The sequence below is a fragment of the Streptomyces sp. NPDC040610 genome (assembly GCF_055594065.1).
Genome location: NZ_JBVIXA010000016.1, coordinates 74,916 through 90,127, shown reverse-complemented (window position 1 = coordinate 90,127; position 15,212 = coordinate 74,916). Strand labels below are relative to the sequence as shown.

Below are 15,212 nucleotides of genomic sequence, written 5' to 3'. Positions count from 1 at the left end.
AGCGCGCCATGACCGCACTGGACAAAGAGTTCACCGCGACGCTGCAGAAAAGCCCGAACAAGGGCGGCTGGACCTATGTGGTGATGCCCGGATCGGCCGAATACTTCGGCACCCGCGGGCTCGTGAAAATCCGAGGGACGATCGACGGTCACCCATTCCTGAGCTCCTTCATGGCGCTGGGCGACGGCACGCACAAGCTGCCCGTCAAGACCGCCGTACGCGAGCTGCTCGGAAAGGGCCCCGGTGACGAGGTCACCATCCACCTCGAGGAACGCATCAAGTGACGAGTTCCCGGGCCACGGCGGTGACCGTCCTGCCCGCGGAATCGACGGGCGCGATCGCGTCCCGCTCGAACTGGGCACGGGCCGCAGTGAGGTCGTGCGTACGGCCCGGCAGCGCGCGGGAGCACCACAGCGGGGTGCCATCCGGGCGCGCGACGACCTGCACTGTCATGCCGTGCTTCTGGTGTTTCCGGGAGTGGTGCGGCTCGTCCACCTTGACGCGGTCGGCGGGAACGAGTGTCCCGTCGACAATGACGAAGTCGCCTTCGCCGAGCCCGACGAGCGCCTCGCTCAGACCGGGGCCGCCCAGGACACGAGGACCTCGATTCGGCCTCGCGCCGCTCCGCGTCGGCGATCGCCTCGTCGAGCCTCCGGATCCACATGGCGTGCCAGGTCCGCACGGCGCGGAGGTGCAGCAGACCTGAAGGCAAGTCGATCGCGCGTTCGGTGACATGCCGACCCTCACCCCCACGTAATCCAAGGTTTCGGCGCAGACGCATCTCGCTACCCCGTCGGCAGAGCGAACCTCACGCTCTGTGCGGCTATGTTGAGACTCGCGCACACAACGTAACCAGACGAACACGTGGAGAGTCCTTTGCGCCGCTCGCTCACCGTCCTTGCTGCCATGACCACCGCACCCCTCATCGCCCTGACCCTCGCGGCCGCTCCAGCTCAGGCGGCTCAGGGCACCGCCAACTTCCGTAACACCAAGGGCATGGACATCACCCTCACCGATCCGGTCAACGGCCAGTGCTACAAGCTGGCAGAACCCTGGGAGGAAGGCGCCGCCTGGCGAAGCAACGACACCGACACCGACGCCACGCTCTATCACGGGGCCGACTGCGCCCAGGACATGCTGACGGTGACGCTGAAGTCCCACCGTCGGCTGGAGCCAATGTGGGGGCACAACACGATCATGTTCCCGCCCCATTCGGTGAAGTTCGGCTAGCCGCAGACGCGCGGGCGCCCCCGCCGCGCGAATCGAGGCGGGGGCGCACGCATGCTCAGCTACTCGACTGGGTCCCCCCGGCGCGCCGGACGGCCTTCTACGTGGCCAGATCTTAGGCCTCGCCAGCCGCATCGCCGGTACGGCTTACCGCCGACACGAGTGCCACTCCTCCAGGATTCGCCCGACGGGCAAAAACCCCGGTCAGACGCCTTCTTTCGTGCCTCTGGAAGAAGCCGGGCTTCTTCGGCGAGTACGACAGCAGGAGGTTCTTGGGCTACTGGCGGTACAGCCGCTGCGCCCGTGTTGACCAGGCCAAATGGTAGTTGGTGCAGCCTGCGAGCAGCACTACGGCTGGGCCCAGGTCGACATCCACGGCCAGACCGATCGGCACGGCCACTGGCGCCTGCTGGTCCGCCGCAACCGCCGGACCGGTGAAGTCGCCTTCTGCCGTTGCATCTCACCCCGCCCGATTCCGCTGTCCACCCTGGTACAGGTGGCCGGACGGCGTTGGACAGTGGAAGAGACGTTCCAGTCCAGCAGGGGCCTGACCGGCCTGGGCGAGCACCAGGTCCGCCGCTGGACCTCATGGCATCGGTGGGCCACCCTCGCCATGCTCGCCCACGGCTTCCTTGCCGTCACCGCAGCCGCCGAACGACAGACCGTTCTACCGCCGGCGGCCTGTTTCCCTTGGCCGGAAATGAGATCCAGCACCTCTTCGCGGCACTGAACAGTCCGGTCCGTGACCTCTCGCACCGAGTGCGCTGGTCACAGTGGCGACGACGCCACCAAGCCCGCGCCCGCGACTGTCACTACCGACGGCACGCAGCCGCCCAACGACGAGGATCACGATCTGCAGCTGGAGTGTTAACAGGCCGTCTCGTTTGGTTCAGCGTGTGGACCGGGGGACGGTGCCCGCGATGTGGAGTCCGGCTCTGCGAGGGGAGACGAAGCGATGACATTGCGTTCCGATGTGGCTGAGTTGCTGGCGGGGGCCGGCATCGTCGACGTGGATGTCGATGGTGCCCTCGCGGACGAGCACGTCCGGTCGTCTGCGTACCAACGTGTCGTCTCGGTGACGGCTTCCTCCTGCTCGCCGGGTCAGGCTGCAGCAAGAAGATACGAAACATCGCGACAGGCCGGGCCGGAAACCGCACGCTGAGAACGCGATGAGTCAAAAGTGGCGATGGGCGGGCGCGGAGAGTCCGTCTCACCACGTGACAACGTCTAACTCAGCGTTTGTTCCGCTGATGGGTGTCTGGTCCCGGTAGGTCGGGTGCCACGCCAGTTTGGGGTGGTTTCGCTGGTGAGGCGGCGGGTCATGGGGTCGATCATCGCGAGGTGGATCATGGCTTCCGAGCGGTGCGGGTGTCGCTCGTAGTCACGGGCGAGGCGGCGGTGGTGCATGAGCCAGCCGATGCCCCGCTCGATGGTCCAGCGGCTCGGAATGATCGTGAACCCGCGGACGCCCGGCGGGTTTTGGGCGGGCTGGACGTCGAGGCCCAGGCGGGCGCCGTGCTCGATGGCGGTGGTGCGGTAGCCGGCGTCCACCCATGCCTTCGTGATGCGAGGGTGAGCCGCGGCGATGCGCGAGAGCAGGTGCACGCCGACCGCCGTGTCGGAGACGCTTGCGGCGGCGACCAGCACGGTCAGCAGCAGGCCGAGCGTGTCGCAGCCGAGGTGGCGCTTGCGGCCGCCTGATGAACCGGCAGTTCCGTCTCCTGCGCTCCCTCCTGGACGAGGTCCTCGCCGCGAGTAGTCAAGGCGCCTGCCGTAAGGCGGTGTTGCAGCAGATCTGGCAGGCCACCGGGCACCCGGAACGCGCCGGGCCGAACGTCTGGCGCCCCTTCGAGCAGCTGCGAGAAGACGTCCGTGAGGCGATGTGGGACGCCGCCGCGTTCCAACTGGCCGCCGACGGGCTGATCAGCGCCCGGGGGCGCCTGGGGTCCGCGCTCCAGTTCCAGTTCCCCTACGTCTGCGACGGCGACGAGCCCTCCCCGTTCCAACACACGCCTGGCAGGGCGCTATGGCCGCGTGGGAGGAGACACTCACCCAGGCCCGGTCCGACCCGGCCACCGCACGGCAGCTCCTCGGCATCCCCACCGGCGGCTGCCGCACCCTCGCCGACTACGAGAAGGAACGCGCTTGCCTGTACGGGGAGGGAATGCCCGCCGATGTCCTGCCCGGCGCCCGCGAACTGGGCCGCCCCGACCTCATCTGACGGTGTTCCACTTCCATGGAAGTGGAACACCGTCCCCGGCGGTTCGTCAGGAGACCCGCATCCTGGGCCACCTAGCGGCATCGGCTCCTGCCCCGGGGGACCTGCCGCCCAGCCCCGGGATCAGCACCGCCGCCACCGCCAGATGCATCAGAGCGAGGGAGACCCGGGTGCCGCCGTCCATGCCGTCGCCGATCAACGGCAGGAAAGACACGGCCAGTACAGCGCCGGCCACCCCGGTCCAGATGGCGCGGGCACGCCGCACCCCAAACCGCTCCAGGGCGGCCAGCAGTCCCCAGCCGGAGAGCGACGCGAGCAGGGCGACCACCGCCACGGGCACGGCGCCGATGTCGAGTGTCTGCTCGCCGTCGGCGATCCGCAGTCGGTGCCCCAGCAGTGGGTCCGCGACGAGCCACACGAGGACGGGGGCCAGTACGGCGAGGGTCGTAACCCGCAGGCGCCTTGTCCGCGCGCTCACTTGACGCCCCCCGAGAGCGCCCCGTGCAGGAAGACCTCCACCAGCTCCTGCGGGGTCAGGTCGGGCTCGTCCTCCGTACGCGGCTGGGTGAAGAGCAGCCCGAAGAAGAGGGCCGCGATCTGCTCCGGCGGCCGACGCAGGGCGGCCTTGTCGGGCTCCAGCAGCTCCGCGAGGGCCGCCCGGATGCGGGTCGTCGACTCGTGACGGCCCGCGCCGCGCACCGGGCCGGGGTGCTTGCCGCCACCATGCCCCAGCGAACCGAGGATCGCGCCCATCCTGTCCATGTGTGCCTGCAGCGCCTCGGCCGCCTCCGCGAGCCGGTCGGGCAGCGGCTGGGACACGTCGATCGCGTCGAGCTCGCGGATCGCGTGCTCGGGGGAGAGCGCCTCGGCCACACAGGCTTGCAGCAGCTCGTCCTTGTCGGCGAAGACCCGGAAGATTGTGCCCTCGCCGATGCCCGCGGCGCGGGCGATCTTCGCAGTCGTCACCGCGGCGCCGTACTCGGCGATCAGGGGGATCGCGGTCTGGATGATCATCTCGCGGCGCTGCTCCGGCGACATGCCGGGGGCGCGGCGGCGGGTGGTCTGGTTCTCCTTGGGTGCTGTCATGACCGCAAGAGTACGGAGTGAGTACTCACTCCGTCAATGAGTGAGTACTCACTCCGAGGGTCGTGCCGACGGCTCGCTCCCGGCGGGGGCCTTCGCAAACCAGACGGGTTCGCGGTGATCCCGCGCGACAAATGTCGCCGAAAGAATCGCGACATGAGTGGCCAGGGCGTAGGCGGCGTGGATCCACTGGAGAGCCGCGGTGGTGGCGGCGATGGAGGGCGGCGCGGTGTAGACGACGGACCCGTCGAGGGCGTTCATCAGCTCGGTAGTCAGGACGACGGCGCGGGCCCGGCGCGGGGCCGGGGCTCCGGCGCGCGGTGGGTCGCTAATGGTGCGCTCAGACCCTGCGGGGGTCGGCGGCCCCGCCCGCGCAGGACGGGCCGCCGACCGTGATTCAGGCGGCCTTGACCGGCTTGGGCAGTAGGAACATCAGCGCCCACATCACCACGAGCGCGGCAATGACGTACCAGATGCTGTCCGCGAACGCCTCGGTCACGGTGGTGCCGTGGCTGCCCGCGGGGGCGTGGTTGAAGAACACCACGGAGGCCATCGCGACACCGAGTGCGGTACCGAGCTGCATGGCGGTGTTGAACAGTCCCGCCGCAGATCCGGGGTCCTCATGGCCGACCTGGCTGAGGGTGAGACCGGCGAGACCCGCGCCGACCATGCCGAAACCGGCTCCGACGAGGATCATCGGGGCGAGGGCGGCCACGAACGGCATCGAGGTCTCCTGGGCGGAGACCAGCAGCTGGTAGCCGACCAGAGTTGCGGCGATGAGCACCGCCCCGGCCTGCGGTACGCGCCGCATATGGGTGCCTGCCCACTTCGAGGCGAGCATCGCGCCGGCCATGCCGCCGATGGAGATGGCGACGGACGCCGGAGCGAACTGCCCGGGCGAGAGCCCGAGGCCGGACTGCATGAACAGTACCCACGTCAGCAGGAACACGCCGGACATGAGGCCGAAGACCAGCTGGGCGGCGAGCCCGCCGGCGACCGCCTTGCTCTGGAAGAGGGACAGCGCGACCAGGGCGGAGCCGTCCTTGCGGGTCTTCGCCCGCTGCTGAGCCACGAATGCCGCCAGTACCAGGGCACCCGCGACGAGCATGACGAAGCTCCACATCGGCCAGTGCTTCTCGCCGCCCACGGTCAGCGGGTAGGCGAGAAGGAGCAGGCCCGCGCTGGAGAGCAGCATCCCCAGCGGGTCAAGACGCCTGGCCTGCTGCTCGCGGGACTCGGGGATGAACCGGAGGGCGAACAGCACGGTGGTCAGGCCGATGGGCAGGTTGATCAGGAAGATCGCCCGCCAGCCCAGACCGGCGATGTCGGTGGAGGTCAGGACGGCGCCCAGGACGGGCCCGAGGACGCCGCCGAGCGACATGATCATGCCGTACATGCCGAACGCCTTGGCTTGCGACTCGCCCTGGAAGGTGACCGCGATAGTGGCCATGACCTGCGGCACCATCGCCGCCGCGCCGGCGCCCTGCAGGGCCCGCGCGACGATCAGCAACTCCGGGCCGGTTGCGATCCCGCAGAGCAGCGACGCCAGCGTGAACAGCACGGTGCCGGCGATAAAGACCCGCTTACGCCCGAAGAGGTCACCCAGGCGCCCGCCCGTGATCAGGGCGAGGGCGAAGGTGAGGGTGTAGGCGGCGGGGACCCACTGCACCGCGGCACTGGAGGCGCCGGTGTCTGCCTGGATGGAGGGCAGGGCGGTGTGGACGATCGAGCCGTCGAGCGCGTTCATCAGCTCGGCGATCAGCACCACGGCCAGGATGGTCGTGGCGGCACGGCCGGCGCCTGTGGGGCGTGGCTGACCGTGGGTACGGGTGTCGGTTGACACGAGGAAGATTCCTGTTCGCGTACAGAAGAAATAGGGGCAAGGGCAGGCCTGGGCATGCCCCTGCGCGCCTACAGCGCGACAGGGGAAAGCAGGGTGCAACGAGCCCAGGCCATTGGGGAGCACCGCCGTCGAGGCACGCGTCGGAAGCCCGCCATCGCGGACAGCCGGAAAAGAGCCTCGGAACGAGCGGCTACTTACTTGGCCTGGGAGATACGTCATCACCTCGAAACACAGCGCCGGGCCCCGGAAACGGGCACCGACGGAACCACACGAGGCTAAAATCTTCCCGGGCATCCCCGCAACGCAATAACGACTCGGTACGCGATTGAGGTCGGGGTGTGCTGGCCTGGCGGTTCGGCTGGCGGGTGATCAGTAGGCGGTCTGCCGCGCGAGTACGAGCTCGGTGCTCGTGCTCCGCCGGGCGGGCCTGCGGGCCTGCGGGCAGCGCGGTCGCAGTCCGGTCCGGCGACGACGGCGTGCGTTTCGGCGTAGGACTCGCGGCGGCCGAGGTAGCGCTGGAGCGGCCGCCACTTCTTCTCCTCGCCGATGGTGTGCTCCGCGCAGGCCCGTGCCGAGGACTGACGGCGGTGCTCCTCGCGCCAGGCGTACCTCTCGCCCAGTGGCGCCCCGTCCTGACGTCCGGGGGGAACCGCAGCTGTTCGGCGATGCCCTCGGTGCGCATCGCGGTCTGGTCGTGTATCCGGCCGGGCCGGTCGGCCCCGGACCACAGCAGGCGCCCCTATCCGTTGTGGTCTCTCGGGGCTCTCATCATCACGGCACTCGTCATGGCGGTCATCGGAGCCGGTTTTAGGGGAAGACGGTCCTGCACCGATGCCCGTATCTACGGGTCAGGTTTGTGGGCGGCTCTGGTCCAGCTGCTGCGCCTGTCGGGCGAGGACCAGGCGCGCGGTGCGCGGCACTGGATGCGTTTGTCCGACGACCTGGCCGCGAGCACCGCGTGTGTGGTGGTCCGTCTGCCGCTGCACTGGCTGGGTTCGGACAAGGAACGCGCGGCTCTGGCGCATGCCGTTCATGCGCGGCTGCCCGGTGAGTGGCTGGCGTGCTACAGCCAGCGTGGGCACGACCCGTACGTGACGTTCACACCGCGCCGGCCGGCCCCGCCCGCGCCGGAACTGCCCACCCGGGTGGAGTGAATGCCCTCGGCGGACCCGGCCCGGGTGTATGTGGGGGAGACCTTCCGCGGTGCGCGTTATGTCGACACCGAGACCGAGACGCCGCACTGGGGCATTTCCGGCGGTACGGGTGATGGTAAGACGACCTGCCTCTTATGCCGGTTGTCCACGGCCGCCAGCACGGCGCCCTGGTCGACTGCATCACCATGAAGGCCGCGGCGTTCAAGGACATTGAGGGGGAGAGCGGTATCCGCGTCCACAAGAGCGGACGCCGGGCCGTCTCTGCTTTGGCGGAGTTCTACGTCTCGATGAAGGCCGCTGAATCCCTGCAGGGCACCCCGGCGGGAGACGAACTGTCCGGCCGGATCTTGGTCAGGCTGCGGGTCCAGTCCGGTACGGCAATTCCGTTGTGATGTGCTCGCGGTCGAGGACCTGGACCAGCCGGGAATGCACGCTGGAGGACACCGCCATGACCACCGGGGACACGTCGGCCCCGGCCATCAGATCCACGTCGACGAGCGGGCGGGTCTCAGTCCGCGCGTTCCATGAGCTGGACAGGAGCGGACGGCGGCGTCGTCTGGTACCGCGCGGGATGTGCGGCAGCGCAGAGCGTGTACCGCGCTCAGCGGTGATGCGGTCGTTGGCCTTCCGCGAGGGGAGACCGTTCGGGCCGTTCGAAACAGACGAGGGTTGGGCTGCCCACCAGCTGTACCGACCGGCACGGGTACGGGGGTGAAATCCCGGTGAAACCGCATGTGAAACAGGACCGGGGTCTACCGACTGGACCCAACCGCATCAGGCTGGTCCGTGTGCCGTGAGCAGCGCCTGCGTTCGCCTGGACAGAGATGGTCAGGCTGCCGCGGTGATCGAGTCTGCCCCGCTCCCCGGCCACCCGCCGATCTGCATCGTCGTCGTGTGCCCGACAATCATCGATGCCCTGTCCGGCGAGGCGAATGCGCGCGGAGGGCCGCCCTCATGGTCAGTGGTCACTCCGCAGAGCGACCGCAGGGCCGGGCGAGACGTTGTGGATCAAGACCGAGGCTCGAGCCCCTTTGTGTATCGCGGGTGTGACGCGCCGCTTCGGGCGGCGGTGTGCTTCCGTGCGACCCCCGTGCCCAGCGTGTCGTGCGCCGGTCAGGGGGGAGGTGCAGGGTGTCCGGATGTGTGCTCGCCGGTTTGCTGGTCGAAGGAGAATCGATTGTCCGAGACCACTGTCGCGCTCCCTGCCTGTGTGTTCGACCCTGCCGGTGTGCGGAGTGCAGTCGAGGAGCGGCTGGCCGCCTTCCTGGATACCAAGGCGCGTCTGGCGGCCGCGCAGGGCTTCCCCGCAGAGATCGTCGAGGTGCTGCGGGATCTGGTGCTGGGCGGTGGTAAACGAGTCCGTCCGGTGCTGTGCGTGGCTGGCTGGTGCGCGGCCGGTGGACGCGGTGATGAGGGCCCGATGTTGCAGGTGGCCGCGTCGCTGGAGATGTTCCACGCCTTCGCCCTCGTGCACGACGACGTCATGGACCGCAGCGCCACCCGCCGGGGTCGGCCCAGCGCCCATGAGGCCTTCGCCGCCCGCCATGTGGGGCGTCCCGGCGCGGCGCGGCTGGGCGTGGATGCGGCCGTGCTGCTCGGGGATCTGGCTCTGGTGTGGTCCGACGAGCTGCTGCACACGGCCGGACTGGGTGCGGACCGGTTCGCTGCGGCGGCCGTGGTGCTGGATGGGATGCGCACGGAGCTGATGTACGGGCAGTACCTCGACCTGCTGGGTACCGGCTGCCCGAGCACTGATCTGGAGGGGGCGCTGCGCATTGCCCGGTTCAAGAGCGCGAAGTACACCGTGGAGCGGCCGCTGCAGCTCGGGGCGGTGCTGGCCGGAGCGGATGCCGGGGTGTGCGCGGCTCTGAGCGCGTTCGGTCTGCCCCTGGGCGAGGCGTTCCAGTTGCGTGATGACCTGCTCGGCGCGTTCGGCGACACACCGCAGACGGGAAAGCCAGTGGCCGAGGATCTGCGGGAGGGGAAGCACACCGTGCTGCTTGCCCTGGCCCTGCGCCGGGCCGTCGGAGGCGAGCGCGATCTGCTCACGAGCCTGAGCGGGGGGATGCCGCCCGGGCCGGGGCAGGTGGGGCAGATCCGTGCCGTGCTGGAGGGCACCGGTGCACGCGCCGAGGTCGAGCGGCTGATCGAGGAGTGCCGCGGCCGGGCCTTGCGGGCGCTGGAGGACGTCGGCCTGCCGCCGGACGCGGGTGCCGTTCTGCGCGCGGCCGCCTCCACCCTGATCGGATCGCCCTGATGGCCATGGGCGAGTCCTGGCCCCCGCAGGGTGGGGGAGGGCGTCCGGTCCGTGCCGGGTGGCCCGCACGCACGGCCGCCGCCCCGGATCATCGTCCGCCGCGCAACTCCTCGATCCGTTACGCGACTTCACCTGTGCGCAGCTCCCGGAGGCGACGCCATGACAATGACCTGCCCCCCGCCCACCGCCCCCATTCCCCGCGCCGCCGGCGCGCTGCCGCTGCTCGGACACGCCGTTCCGCTGCTGCGCGATCCGCTGGGCTTTCTGCGGTCGCTCCCGCAGCAGGGCGACCTGGTCGCCGTCCGCCTCGGCTCCCACCCGGCGATCGCTGTGTGCGATCCCGAGCTGCTGCACCAGGTTCTGGTCAACGACCGCGTATTCGACAAGGGCGGCCCGATCTACGACCGGGTCGGCGACTTCCTGGGCAACAACGTGGCCCTCTGCCCCCATGCCCAGCACCGCCGACAGCGTCGGCTCCTGCAGCCGGCGTTCCACCCCGAACTGCTGCGCGGCTACGCCCGGACGATGGCCGTGCAGATCGACGAGGCCACCAGCGCCTGGCACGAGGGCCAGATCATCGATGTCCTGCACGAAACCACACGTATCACCTCCCGAGCGCTGATCGCGACGCTGTTCGGCACCGGACCCGACACCACCGCCATGGAGCAAGCGACCGCCGACATCGCCACCCTGGTGGCCGGCACCTACCGCCGGACGCTCCAGCCGGACTGGCTCAACGCCCTGCCCACCCCGGTCAACACCCGGCACCGCCGCGCCTCCCGACGCCTGCGTGCCATCATCGCCGCGTACATCGCCGAGCAGCGCACTCGCGGGGGCACCGGTCGTATGCTCTCGATGCTCCTGGAAGCCCGCGACAGCGAGGGCGACGGTCAGGGCATGTCGGATGCCCAGTGCATCGACCAGGTCATGACGTTCTTCTTCGCCGGGACCGAAACCACTGCGGTGGCACTGGCCTGGTCCCTGCACCTGATCGCCGCGCATCCCGCCCTCGCACAGCAGGTGCGCGATGAGGCCGACCGCATGCGCGAGGCCGGTGACGCCGACGCCGACCAGCTGCCCCTGACCCGCGCCGTCGTCACCGAAGCCCTGCGCCTCTACCCGCCCATCTGGCTCTCGACGCGACTCACCACGGCCGACACCGCCCTGGGCGGCCACCCCATCCCGGCCGGCACCACCTTCGTCTTCAGCCCCTACCTCCTCCACCACCGCCCCGACCTGTACCCCGATCCCGAACGCTTCGAGCCCGGACGGTGGATCGGCGCGGCGCAACCCGCCGCGGCGCGCCACGCCTTCGTGCCGTTCGGCGGCGGCGCCCGCAGGTGCATCGGCGACCAGTTCGCGCTCGCCGAATCCGTCCTCACGCTGGCTGCCATCGTCGGTCTCTGGCACCTGGAACATCCCGGATCAGCTGGCTTCCGCACGCCCAAGCCGCGCATGACGTTCCAGCCCAGGGGCCTGCGACTGCGTCTTGTCTCCCCGCCAGCCCGTCCTGGCCCGCGCGGCCAGGCGCCGTCGGCGCCATCGCGGGGATGAGAGCCGACCACAGCGCCGCGCCCCACGGCGCCCTGGCCGGTACTGCTCCGGGCAGCCGGACAGTGTTCCCGCCCACGGCCCGCGACAACCTGCGCCCCGCACGCCAGCAGCGGCACAAAGGCCTCACGAACCCCACCCACCCGCACGGCCGCGGCATGGAGGACAGATGACCACGGACATCACCATCCCCACGATCGACCTCCCCCTCGCCGTCTCGCAGAACAACCCCCTGCAGGACCAGCTGTACCCCGCCACACTGGAGTGGGCCCGCCGCTTCCACCTGGTCACCACCGAAGCAGCCGCGGAACGCCTCAGGCGGTACCGCCTCGAACTGTGCTCCTTCTACGCCCCCACCCTCGACAGCCGGCCCGCGCTGCAGCTGCTCACCGACTGGATTACCTGGGCCGTGGTGTTCGAAGACCAGATCGATGAAGCCACCGCCGGCCTGCGCCCCGACCGACTGGCCCCGGTACTGGACGAATTCCGCGCCGTCCTTCGTGGCGACGCCGGCCCAAAGACCCCGCCGATCCCCGCCATGGCGGCATTGGCCGACCTCTGGCAGCGCACCGCTCCTGGCAGCGGGGCCCGGTGGCGCCAACGCTTCTACGATCATCTCTCCGAGCAGTTCCGGGCCGAGCTACGGGCTTCTCTCCACCGGGCCACTCACACCCCGATGGACATCGCCACCTGCATCGAACTCCGCGCCAAAACGGGCTGGGTCACCCTGGTCCACGACCTTCAGCACCACATCCACCAGGTATGGCTTCCCGACACCGTCTACTGCAGCACCCCCTACCAGACCCTGCTGTGGAGCACGGCCGACATCGTCATGTGGACCAACGACATCTTGAGCTACACCAGGGAGTCAGCCTTCGGAGAACTGAACAACCTGGCAATCGCCCTCCAGACCCAGCGAGCCCTCACCCCCCAGCAGGCGGTGGACCACGTCCGCACCATGATCGCCAACCGGGTCGAGGACTTCCTCAAAGCCGGCCAGGAACTGCCTGATCTCGTCCGTTCCCTGCAGCTTCCCCCCGACGTCGAACATGCCGCTGAGCACTGCCTGACACACATGAGGACGCTGCTTCGCGGCAGTCACGACTGGCACATGAGCTGTGAGCGCTACCACCACGGACCCGACATCGCCGCGAACCTCCACACGCTCGAAGATGTCTTCGGGATCGCTCAGGACACCACCAACGCCCACAGCGAAGGTGCCCCGCAGAAGGGGAAGGGTGAGGCGCTGTGAAGAGCGAAGTGCCCCAACTCCTCGACCTGTCACCGTCCGTGTACGACATCGCGGCCGTCTCCCTGGTCTCCGGACCTCAGCAACCCCTGTGCCTGGACTGGCTGCTGACACACACGACGGGCCCTGATACCTGGGGAGCGCCGGCACACCGGTGCTGGTTCGACGCCTACATCTCCACCTACGCCGCCGCCGTCGCCCTGCGCAACGCCGGAATGCACCAGTCGGCCGACCGGGCCTGCGGCTCCCTGGCGGGCATGGTGCCCGCCGGCCCTCCGCCCGGGCCGGAAACCCTGACGTTCGGCGGGCTCGTTGACGTACTCGACCGCATCAGCACCGCACGAGGCTGGCCCGCCCCCGCCCACCCGGCCCTCGTCCGCAGCATCACCGAGCGCGAACGCGCCAAGTGGGAACACATGCGCATATGGCCGGACTTCTACGATCCGTCGCTGTCCATCGCCGGCTACTGCGCCGAACGGGTCTACGGAGACCCGGCCGTCGACACGGCCCGGTTCCTGGAGGCATTCCAGGCCCCCAACGGCTCCATCGCCAACTCCCCGGGCGCTTCCGCGGTCTTCCTCCTCGAATACGAACGCCGTGGCCGGCCGCTCAACGGCTGCCGCCTCGCCCAGCTCCAGGAATACCTCCACTCACGGGTTCCCGAGAACACCGCCTATCTGGACCAGGTGCCGCACTTCGTCACCGCATGGACAGTCATGTTCCATCACGAACTGGACACCCCGCAGGACCCTCCCTGTGCACCGCGCGCCCTGGACGAACTCTCCCGGGACCTACACCATCCCTCCGGGCTGCTGTGCACCGTCGGCGCCGGAACCACGATCCCCGGCGACACCGACAGCACCGCATGCGCAGCCGTCGCCGCCCGCATCACCAGCCGGCCCGCGCCCAGCGCCGCGACCCTCGACCGCATGATCGAGCCCGGTGGTGACGCATACCGGACCTTCCTCTTCGAACACGACCCCTCACTCACCACCAACATCCACATGGCCGCGCTCCTCAACCTCGAACAGGACCACGAGCGACTGCTCCCTGTACTGCGCTGGCTGCAGACCCAGACCACCCAGCACCGCGCCCGGACCTGCAAGTGGCACCTCTCGCCGACCTACGCGCTGGGAGAGATGGCGCGCGTCATGTCCAGAATCGAGCACCCCCTGGCCCACTCCCTGTGCGCCAGCGCATCGGCACAGATCTCCCGCACCCAGAACAGCGACGGCGGATGGGGGGCCGACGGCTCAACGGCCGAAGAAACCGCCTACGCGGCCATCGGCCTGGCAGCGGCAGCGGAACGGGGCCTCGCCGGCGCGGACTGGGAAAGCACACTGCGAAGAGCCCACACCTGCCTCTCCACACACCCGCCACAGTTGACGCCCCTATGGCTGGGCAAGACCCTCTACTGCGTCCAGCCGCTCGTGCACCTCCTGCACACCGTAGCGATCCGCCGCATCGACACGATGAGCTGATGCGGGCGGTCATCGGGGCGGCCCCGCACACGCCGCAGCCGCCCGCCGCCTCAAGGACTTCCGCACCTGCCTCGGTCTGCCCACCCGGCTGGCGAACGTCTCCTGGGCGCCCCCGCGAGCAGCACATTCCGCCGCGCGTCGAAGCCACGCTGCGTGCCCGGGCCCACGGCTCCGCCATCAGCTCCGGGCCACGGCTGCCGCCGGGGTGTTTGGCAATCAGGATGTCTTCGCGAACTCGAACCCGGCCGCACGGCGACACCGGGAAACTCGTGCCGTCGCTCACCAGCGACGAACTCGTCTCCTGCGAGCAGGTCGCGGGGGAACTGGACGACGTGACGTAGCGCGGCGGCTGCTGGGGGCCTTCGCCGGCCAGTGCAGTCGCCTGAGGTCCGGGGGGTGAGTATCCGTACTCATGCCTTGCTGCCCGTGTGGGGGCAGGGTGACTGTCATGTACGAGACGGGCACGACGGGGGACGGTGTCGGCTGGTACCGGCGCATACGGCGCGCTGACGCCCTGGTGGCGGTGTTGGTCGGGGTGGGCGACGTCCTGCTGTGCGGGATGCTCCTCATGATGGTCATGGCTTCGGGGATCACCTTCGGTGCGCCCGATGCGACCCAGCAGGCAGAGATGGACGCCACCAACCACCTGGCCAGGCAGCTGTACCTCGGCTGGCTCGCGGGCGGCCTGCTACTGCTCGGCCTCTTCCGTCTGCCTCGTTCGGCCCTCGCCCACCTGCTGTGCATGGTCGTACCTCCGGCCGTGCTCTTCGCCCTCGTCGCGGTGGACGGGTGACGGCCACCCCGTAAGAACCTGAATTCAGACCCAGACTTGCAGGCCGTGAGGCAGTGGCTGTACTGGAAAGCGGCGGCATGACGAGGATCTGTGAATTCGGCCAGTGATGTTCTTCCTTCCCCAGTTAGTCGCTGTCGGCAACGAGGGTCGGGGGCGCCGGCAGGAACCGTGTCACCAGCCGGAAGGGAACGGTCAGGGTTTCGTACCCGCAGCCTTCTCGGCTGGGCACGGCGCGATCTTTGCTTGTCGAAGCGTGAGGAGCCCGTACCGCGCCGGGTAAATCTGTTTGCGTCCCCGGCTGGCTGACCTACTCTGTCGGAGGTCATGTGCGGCGGGGCCCCTGCCGCACCACTCGG

At 69.4% G+C, this 15,212-nt stretch carries 15 protein-coding genes and 3 pseudogenes; 12 read left to right on the top strand and 6 right to left on the bottom strand.

Annotated elements, in window-relative coordinates; genetic code table 11:
• Window positions 1-8: 8 nt before the first annotated feature.
• A complete protein-coding gene (locus ACZ6AA_RS35945; RefSeq protein WP_468461418.1) occupies window positions 9-284 on the top strand; it encodes a DUF1905 domain-containing protein in 276 nt (91 codons plus the stop codon).
• A 73-nt stretch (window positions 285-357) separates the two neighbouring features.
• Here ACZ6AA_RS35945 and ACZ6AA_RS35940 read toward each other — a convergent pair.
• A pseudogene (locus ACZ6AA_RS35940) lies at window positions 358-608 on the bottom strand (transposase family protein); the annotation flags it as partial.
• A 298-nt stretch (window positions 609-906) separates the two neighbouring features.
• On the opposite strand from ACZ6AA_RS35940, the gene ACZ6AA_RS35935 reads away from it, so the two are divergent.
• Together ACZ6AA_RS35935 and ACZ6AA_RS35930 are read left to right on the top strand one after the other, a co-directional pair.
• Window positions 907-1,230 carry a hypothetical protein gene (locus ACZ6AA_RS35935; RefSeq protein WP_471462665.1) on the top strand — a complete coding sequence of 108 codons (324 nt, stop codon included), beginning with the start codon at window positions 907-909 and terminating at the stop codon, window positions 1,228-1,230.
• Between the two features lie 343 nt (window positions 1,231-1,573).
• A pseudogene (locus ACZ6AA_RS35930) lies at window positions 1,574-2,064 on the top strand (IS701 family transposase); the annotation flags it as partial.
• A 390-nt stretch (window positions 2,065-2,454) separates the two neighbouring features.
• Here ACZ6AA_RS35930 and ACZ6AA_RS35925 read toward each other — a convergent pair.
• Window positions 2,455-2,946 (bottom strand): annotated as a pseudogene (locus ACZ6AA_RS35925) (transposase); the annotation flags it as partial.
• Between the two features lie 307 nt (window positions 2,947-3,253).
• On the opposite strand from ACZ6AA_RS35925, the gene ACZ6AA_RS35920 reads away from it, so the two are divergent.
• Window positions 3,254-3,448: a hypothetical protein gene (locus ACZ6AA_RS35920; protein ID WP_471462663.1), complete on the top strand. Its 195-nt coding sequence runs from the start codon at window positions 3,254-3,256 to the stop codon at window positions 3,446-3,448.
• 46 nt (window positions 3,449-3,494) lie between these two features.
• Here the strand turns inward: ACZ6AA_RS35920 and ACZ6AA_RS35915 are convergent, their stop codons facing one another.
• The 4 genes from ACZ6AA_RS35915 to ACZ6AA_RS35900 form a co-directional block, all read right to left on the bottom strand.
• A complete protein-coding gene (locus ACZ6AA_RS35915) occupies window positions 3,495-3,923 on the bottom strand; it encodes a DUF6069 family protein (protein ID WP_471462661.1) in 429 nt (142 codons plus the stop codon).
• Window positions 3,920-4,531 (bottom strand): TetR/AcrR family transcriptional regulator, encoded by a 612-nt coding sequence (locus tag ACZ6AA_RS35910; RefSeq protein WP_468461426.1) that lies wholly within the window; start codon window positions 4,529-4,531, stop codon window positions 3,920-3,922. Before ACZ6AA_RS35910 ends, ACZ6AA_RS35915 begins: the two co-directional genes overlap by 4 nt.
• A gap of 48 nt (window positions 4,532-4,579) precedes the next feature.
• A complete protein-coding gene (locus tag ACZ6AA_RS35905) occupies window positions 4,580-4,789 on the bottom strand; it encodes a hypothetical protein (protein WP_468461428.1) in 210 nt (69 codons plus the stop codon).
• 136 nt (window positions 4,790-4,925) lie between these two features.
• The gene (locus ACZ6AA_RS35900; RefSeq protein WP_471462658.1) at window positions 4,926-6,371 is read right to left on the bottom strand and encodes an MFS transporter; all 1,446 of its coding nucleotides are present in this window, start codon (window positions 6,369-6,371) and stop codon (window positions 4,926-4,928) included.
• A 785-nt stretch (window positions 6,372-7,156) separates the two neighbouring features.
• Between ACZ6AA_RS35900 and ACZ6AA_RS35895 the strand changes: the two genes are divergently transcribed.
• The 8 genes from ACZ6AA_RS35895 to ACZ6AA_RS35860 all read left to right on the top strand — a co-directional run bounded on the left by ACZ6AA_RS35895 (window position 7,157) and on the right by ACZ6AA_RS35860 (window position 14,856).
• Window positions 7,157-7,525 carry a hypothetical protein gene (locus tag ACZ6AA_RS35895; RefSeq protein ID WP_471462656.1) on the top strand — a complete coding sequence of 123 codons (369 nt, stop codon included), beginning with the start codon at window positions 7,157-7,159 and terminating at the stop codon, window positions 7,523-7,525.
• Between the two features lie 134 nt (window positions 7,526-7,659).
• The gene (locus ACZ6AA_RS35890; protein ID WP_471462654.1) at window positions 7,660-7,917 is read left to right on the top strand and encodes a hypothetical protein; all 258 of its coding nucleotides are present in this window, start codon (window positions 7,660-7,662) and stop codon (window positions 7,915-7,917) included.
• A 785-nt stretch (window positions 7,918-8,702) separates the two neighbouring features.
• Window positions 8,703-9,782, top strand: a complete 1,080-nt coding sequence (locus ACZ6AA_RS35885) for a polyprenyl synthetase family protein (protein ID WP_471462652.1) — start codon at window positions 8,703-8,705, stop codon at window positions 9,780-9,782.
• Window positions 9,783-9,941: 159 nt separating this feature from the next.
• The gene (locus ACZ6AA_RS35880) at window positions 9,942-11,336 is read left to right on the top strand and encodes a cytochrome P450 (RefSeq protein ID WP_471462650.1); all 1,395 of its coding nucleotides are present in this window, start codon (window positions 9,942-9,944) and stop codon (window positions 11,334-11,336) included.
• On the top strand, window positions 11,333-11,506 hold the full coding sequence (locus ACZ6AA_RS35875; protein WP_471462648.1) for a hypothetical protein: 174 nt from the start codon (window positions 11,333-11,335) through the stop codon (window positions 11,504-11,506). The genes ACZ6AA_RS35880 and ACZ6AA_RS35875 overlap by 4 nt, the downstream gene beginning before the upstream one ends.
• Window positions 11,503-12,585: a terpene synthase family protein gene (locus ACZ6AA_RS35870; protein ID WP_468461440.1), complete on the top strand. Its 1,083-nt coding sequence runs from the start codon at window positions 11,503-11,505 to the stop codon at window positions 12,583-12,585. Before ACZ6AA_RS35875 ends, ACZ6AA_RS35870 begins: the two co-directional genes overlap by 4 nt.
• Window positions 12,582-14,063 (top strand): hypothetical protein, encoded by a 1,482-nt coding sequence (locus ACZ6AA_RS35865; RefSeq protein ID WP_468461442.1) that lies wholly within the window; start codon window positions 12,582-12,584, stop codon window positions 14,061-14,063. The genes ACZ6AA_RS35870 and ACZ6AA_RS35865 overlap by 4 nt, the downstream gene beginning before the upstream one ends.
• Window positions 14,064-14,511: 448 nt before the next feature.
• On the top strand, window positions 14,512-14,856 hold the full coding sequence (locus ACZ6AA_RS35860) for a hypothetical protein (RefSeq protein ID WP_468461446.1): 345 nt from the start codon (window positions 14,512-14,514) through the stop codon (window positions 14,854-14,856).
• Window positions 14,857-15,212: the final 356 nt, after the last annotated feature.

Excerpts from the sequence above, each read along its gene's own strand:
- ACZ6AA_RS35945 (WP_468461418.1), top strand. The coding sequence starts at position 9 with ATGACCGCACTGGACAAAGAGTTCACCGCGACGCTGCAGAAAAGCCCG.
- ACZ6AA_RS35880 (WP_471462650.1), top strand. The coding sequence starts at position 9,942 with ATGACAATGACCTGCCCCCCGCCCACCGCCCCCATTCCCCGCGCCGCC.
- ACZ6AA_RS35905 (WP_468461428.1), bottom strand. The coding sequence starts at position 4,789 with ATGAACGCCCTCGACGGGTCCGTCGTCTACACCGCGCCGCCCTCCATC.
- ACZ6AA_RS35910 (WP_468461426.1), bottom strand. The coding sequence starts at position 4,531 with ATGACAGCACCCAAGGAGAACCAGACCACCCGCCGCCGCGCCCCCGGC.
- ACZ6AA_RS35875 (WP_471462648.1), top strand. The coding sequence starts at position 11,333 with ATGAGAGCCGACCACAGCGCCGCGCCCCACGGCGCCCTGGCCGGTACT.
- ACZ6AA_RS35920 (WP_471462663.1), top strand. The coding sequence starts at position 3,254 with ATGGCCGCGTGGGAGGAGACACTCACCCAGGCCCGGTCCGACCCGGCC.
- ACZ6AA_RS35860 (WP_468461446.1), top strand. The coding sequence starts at position 14,512 with ATGTACGAGACGGGCACGACGGGGGACGGTGTCGGCTGGTACCGGCGC.
- ACZ6AA_RS35935 (WP_471462665.1), top strand. The coding sequence starts at position 907 with ATGACCACCGCACCCCTCATCGCCCTGACCCTCGCGGCCGCTCCAGCT.
- ACZ6AA_RS35870 (WP_468461440.1), top strand. The coding sequence starts at position 11,503 with ATGACCACGGACATCACCATCCCCACGATCGACCTCCCCCTCGCCGTC.
- ACZ6AA_RS35890 (WP_471462654.1), top strand. The coding sequence starts at position 7,660 with ATGCCGGTTGTCCACGGCCGCCAGCACGGCGCCCTGGTCGACTGCATC.
- ACZ6AA_RS35895 (WP_471462656.1), top strand. The coding sequence starts at position 7,157 with ATGGCGGTCATCGGAGCCGGTTTTAGGGGAAGACGGTCCTGCACCGAT.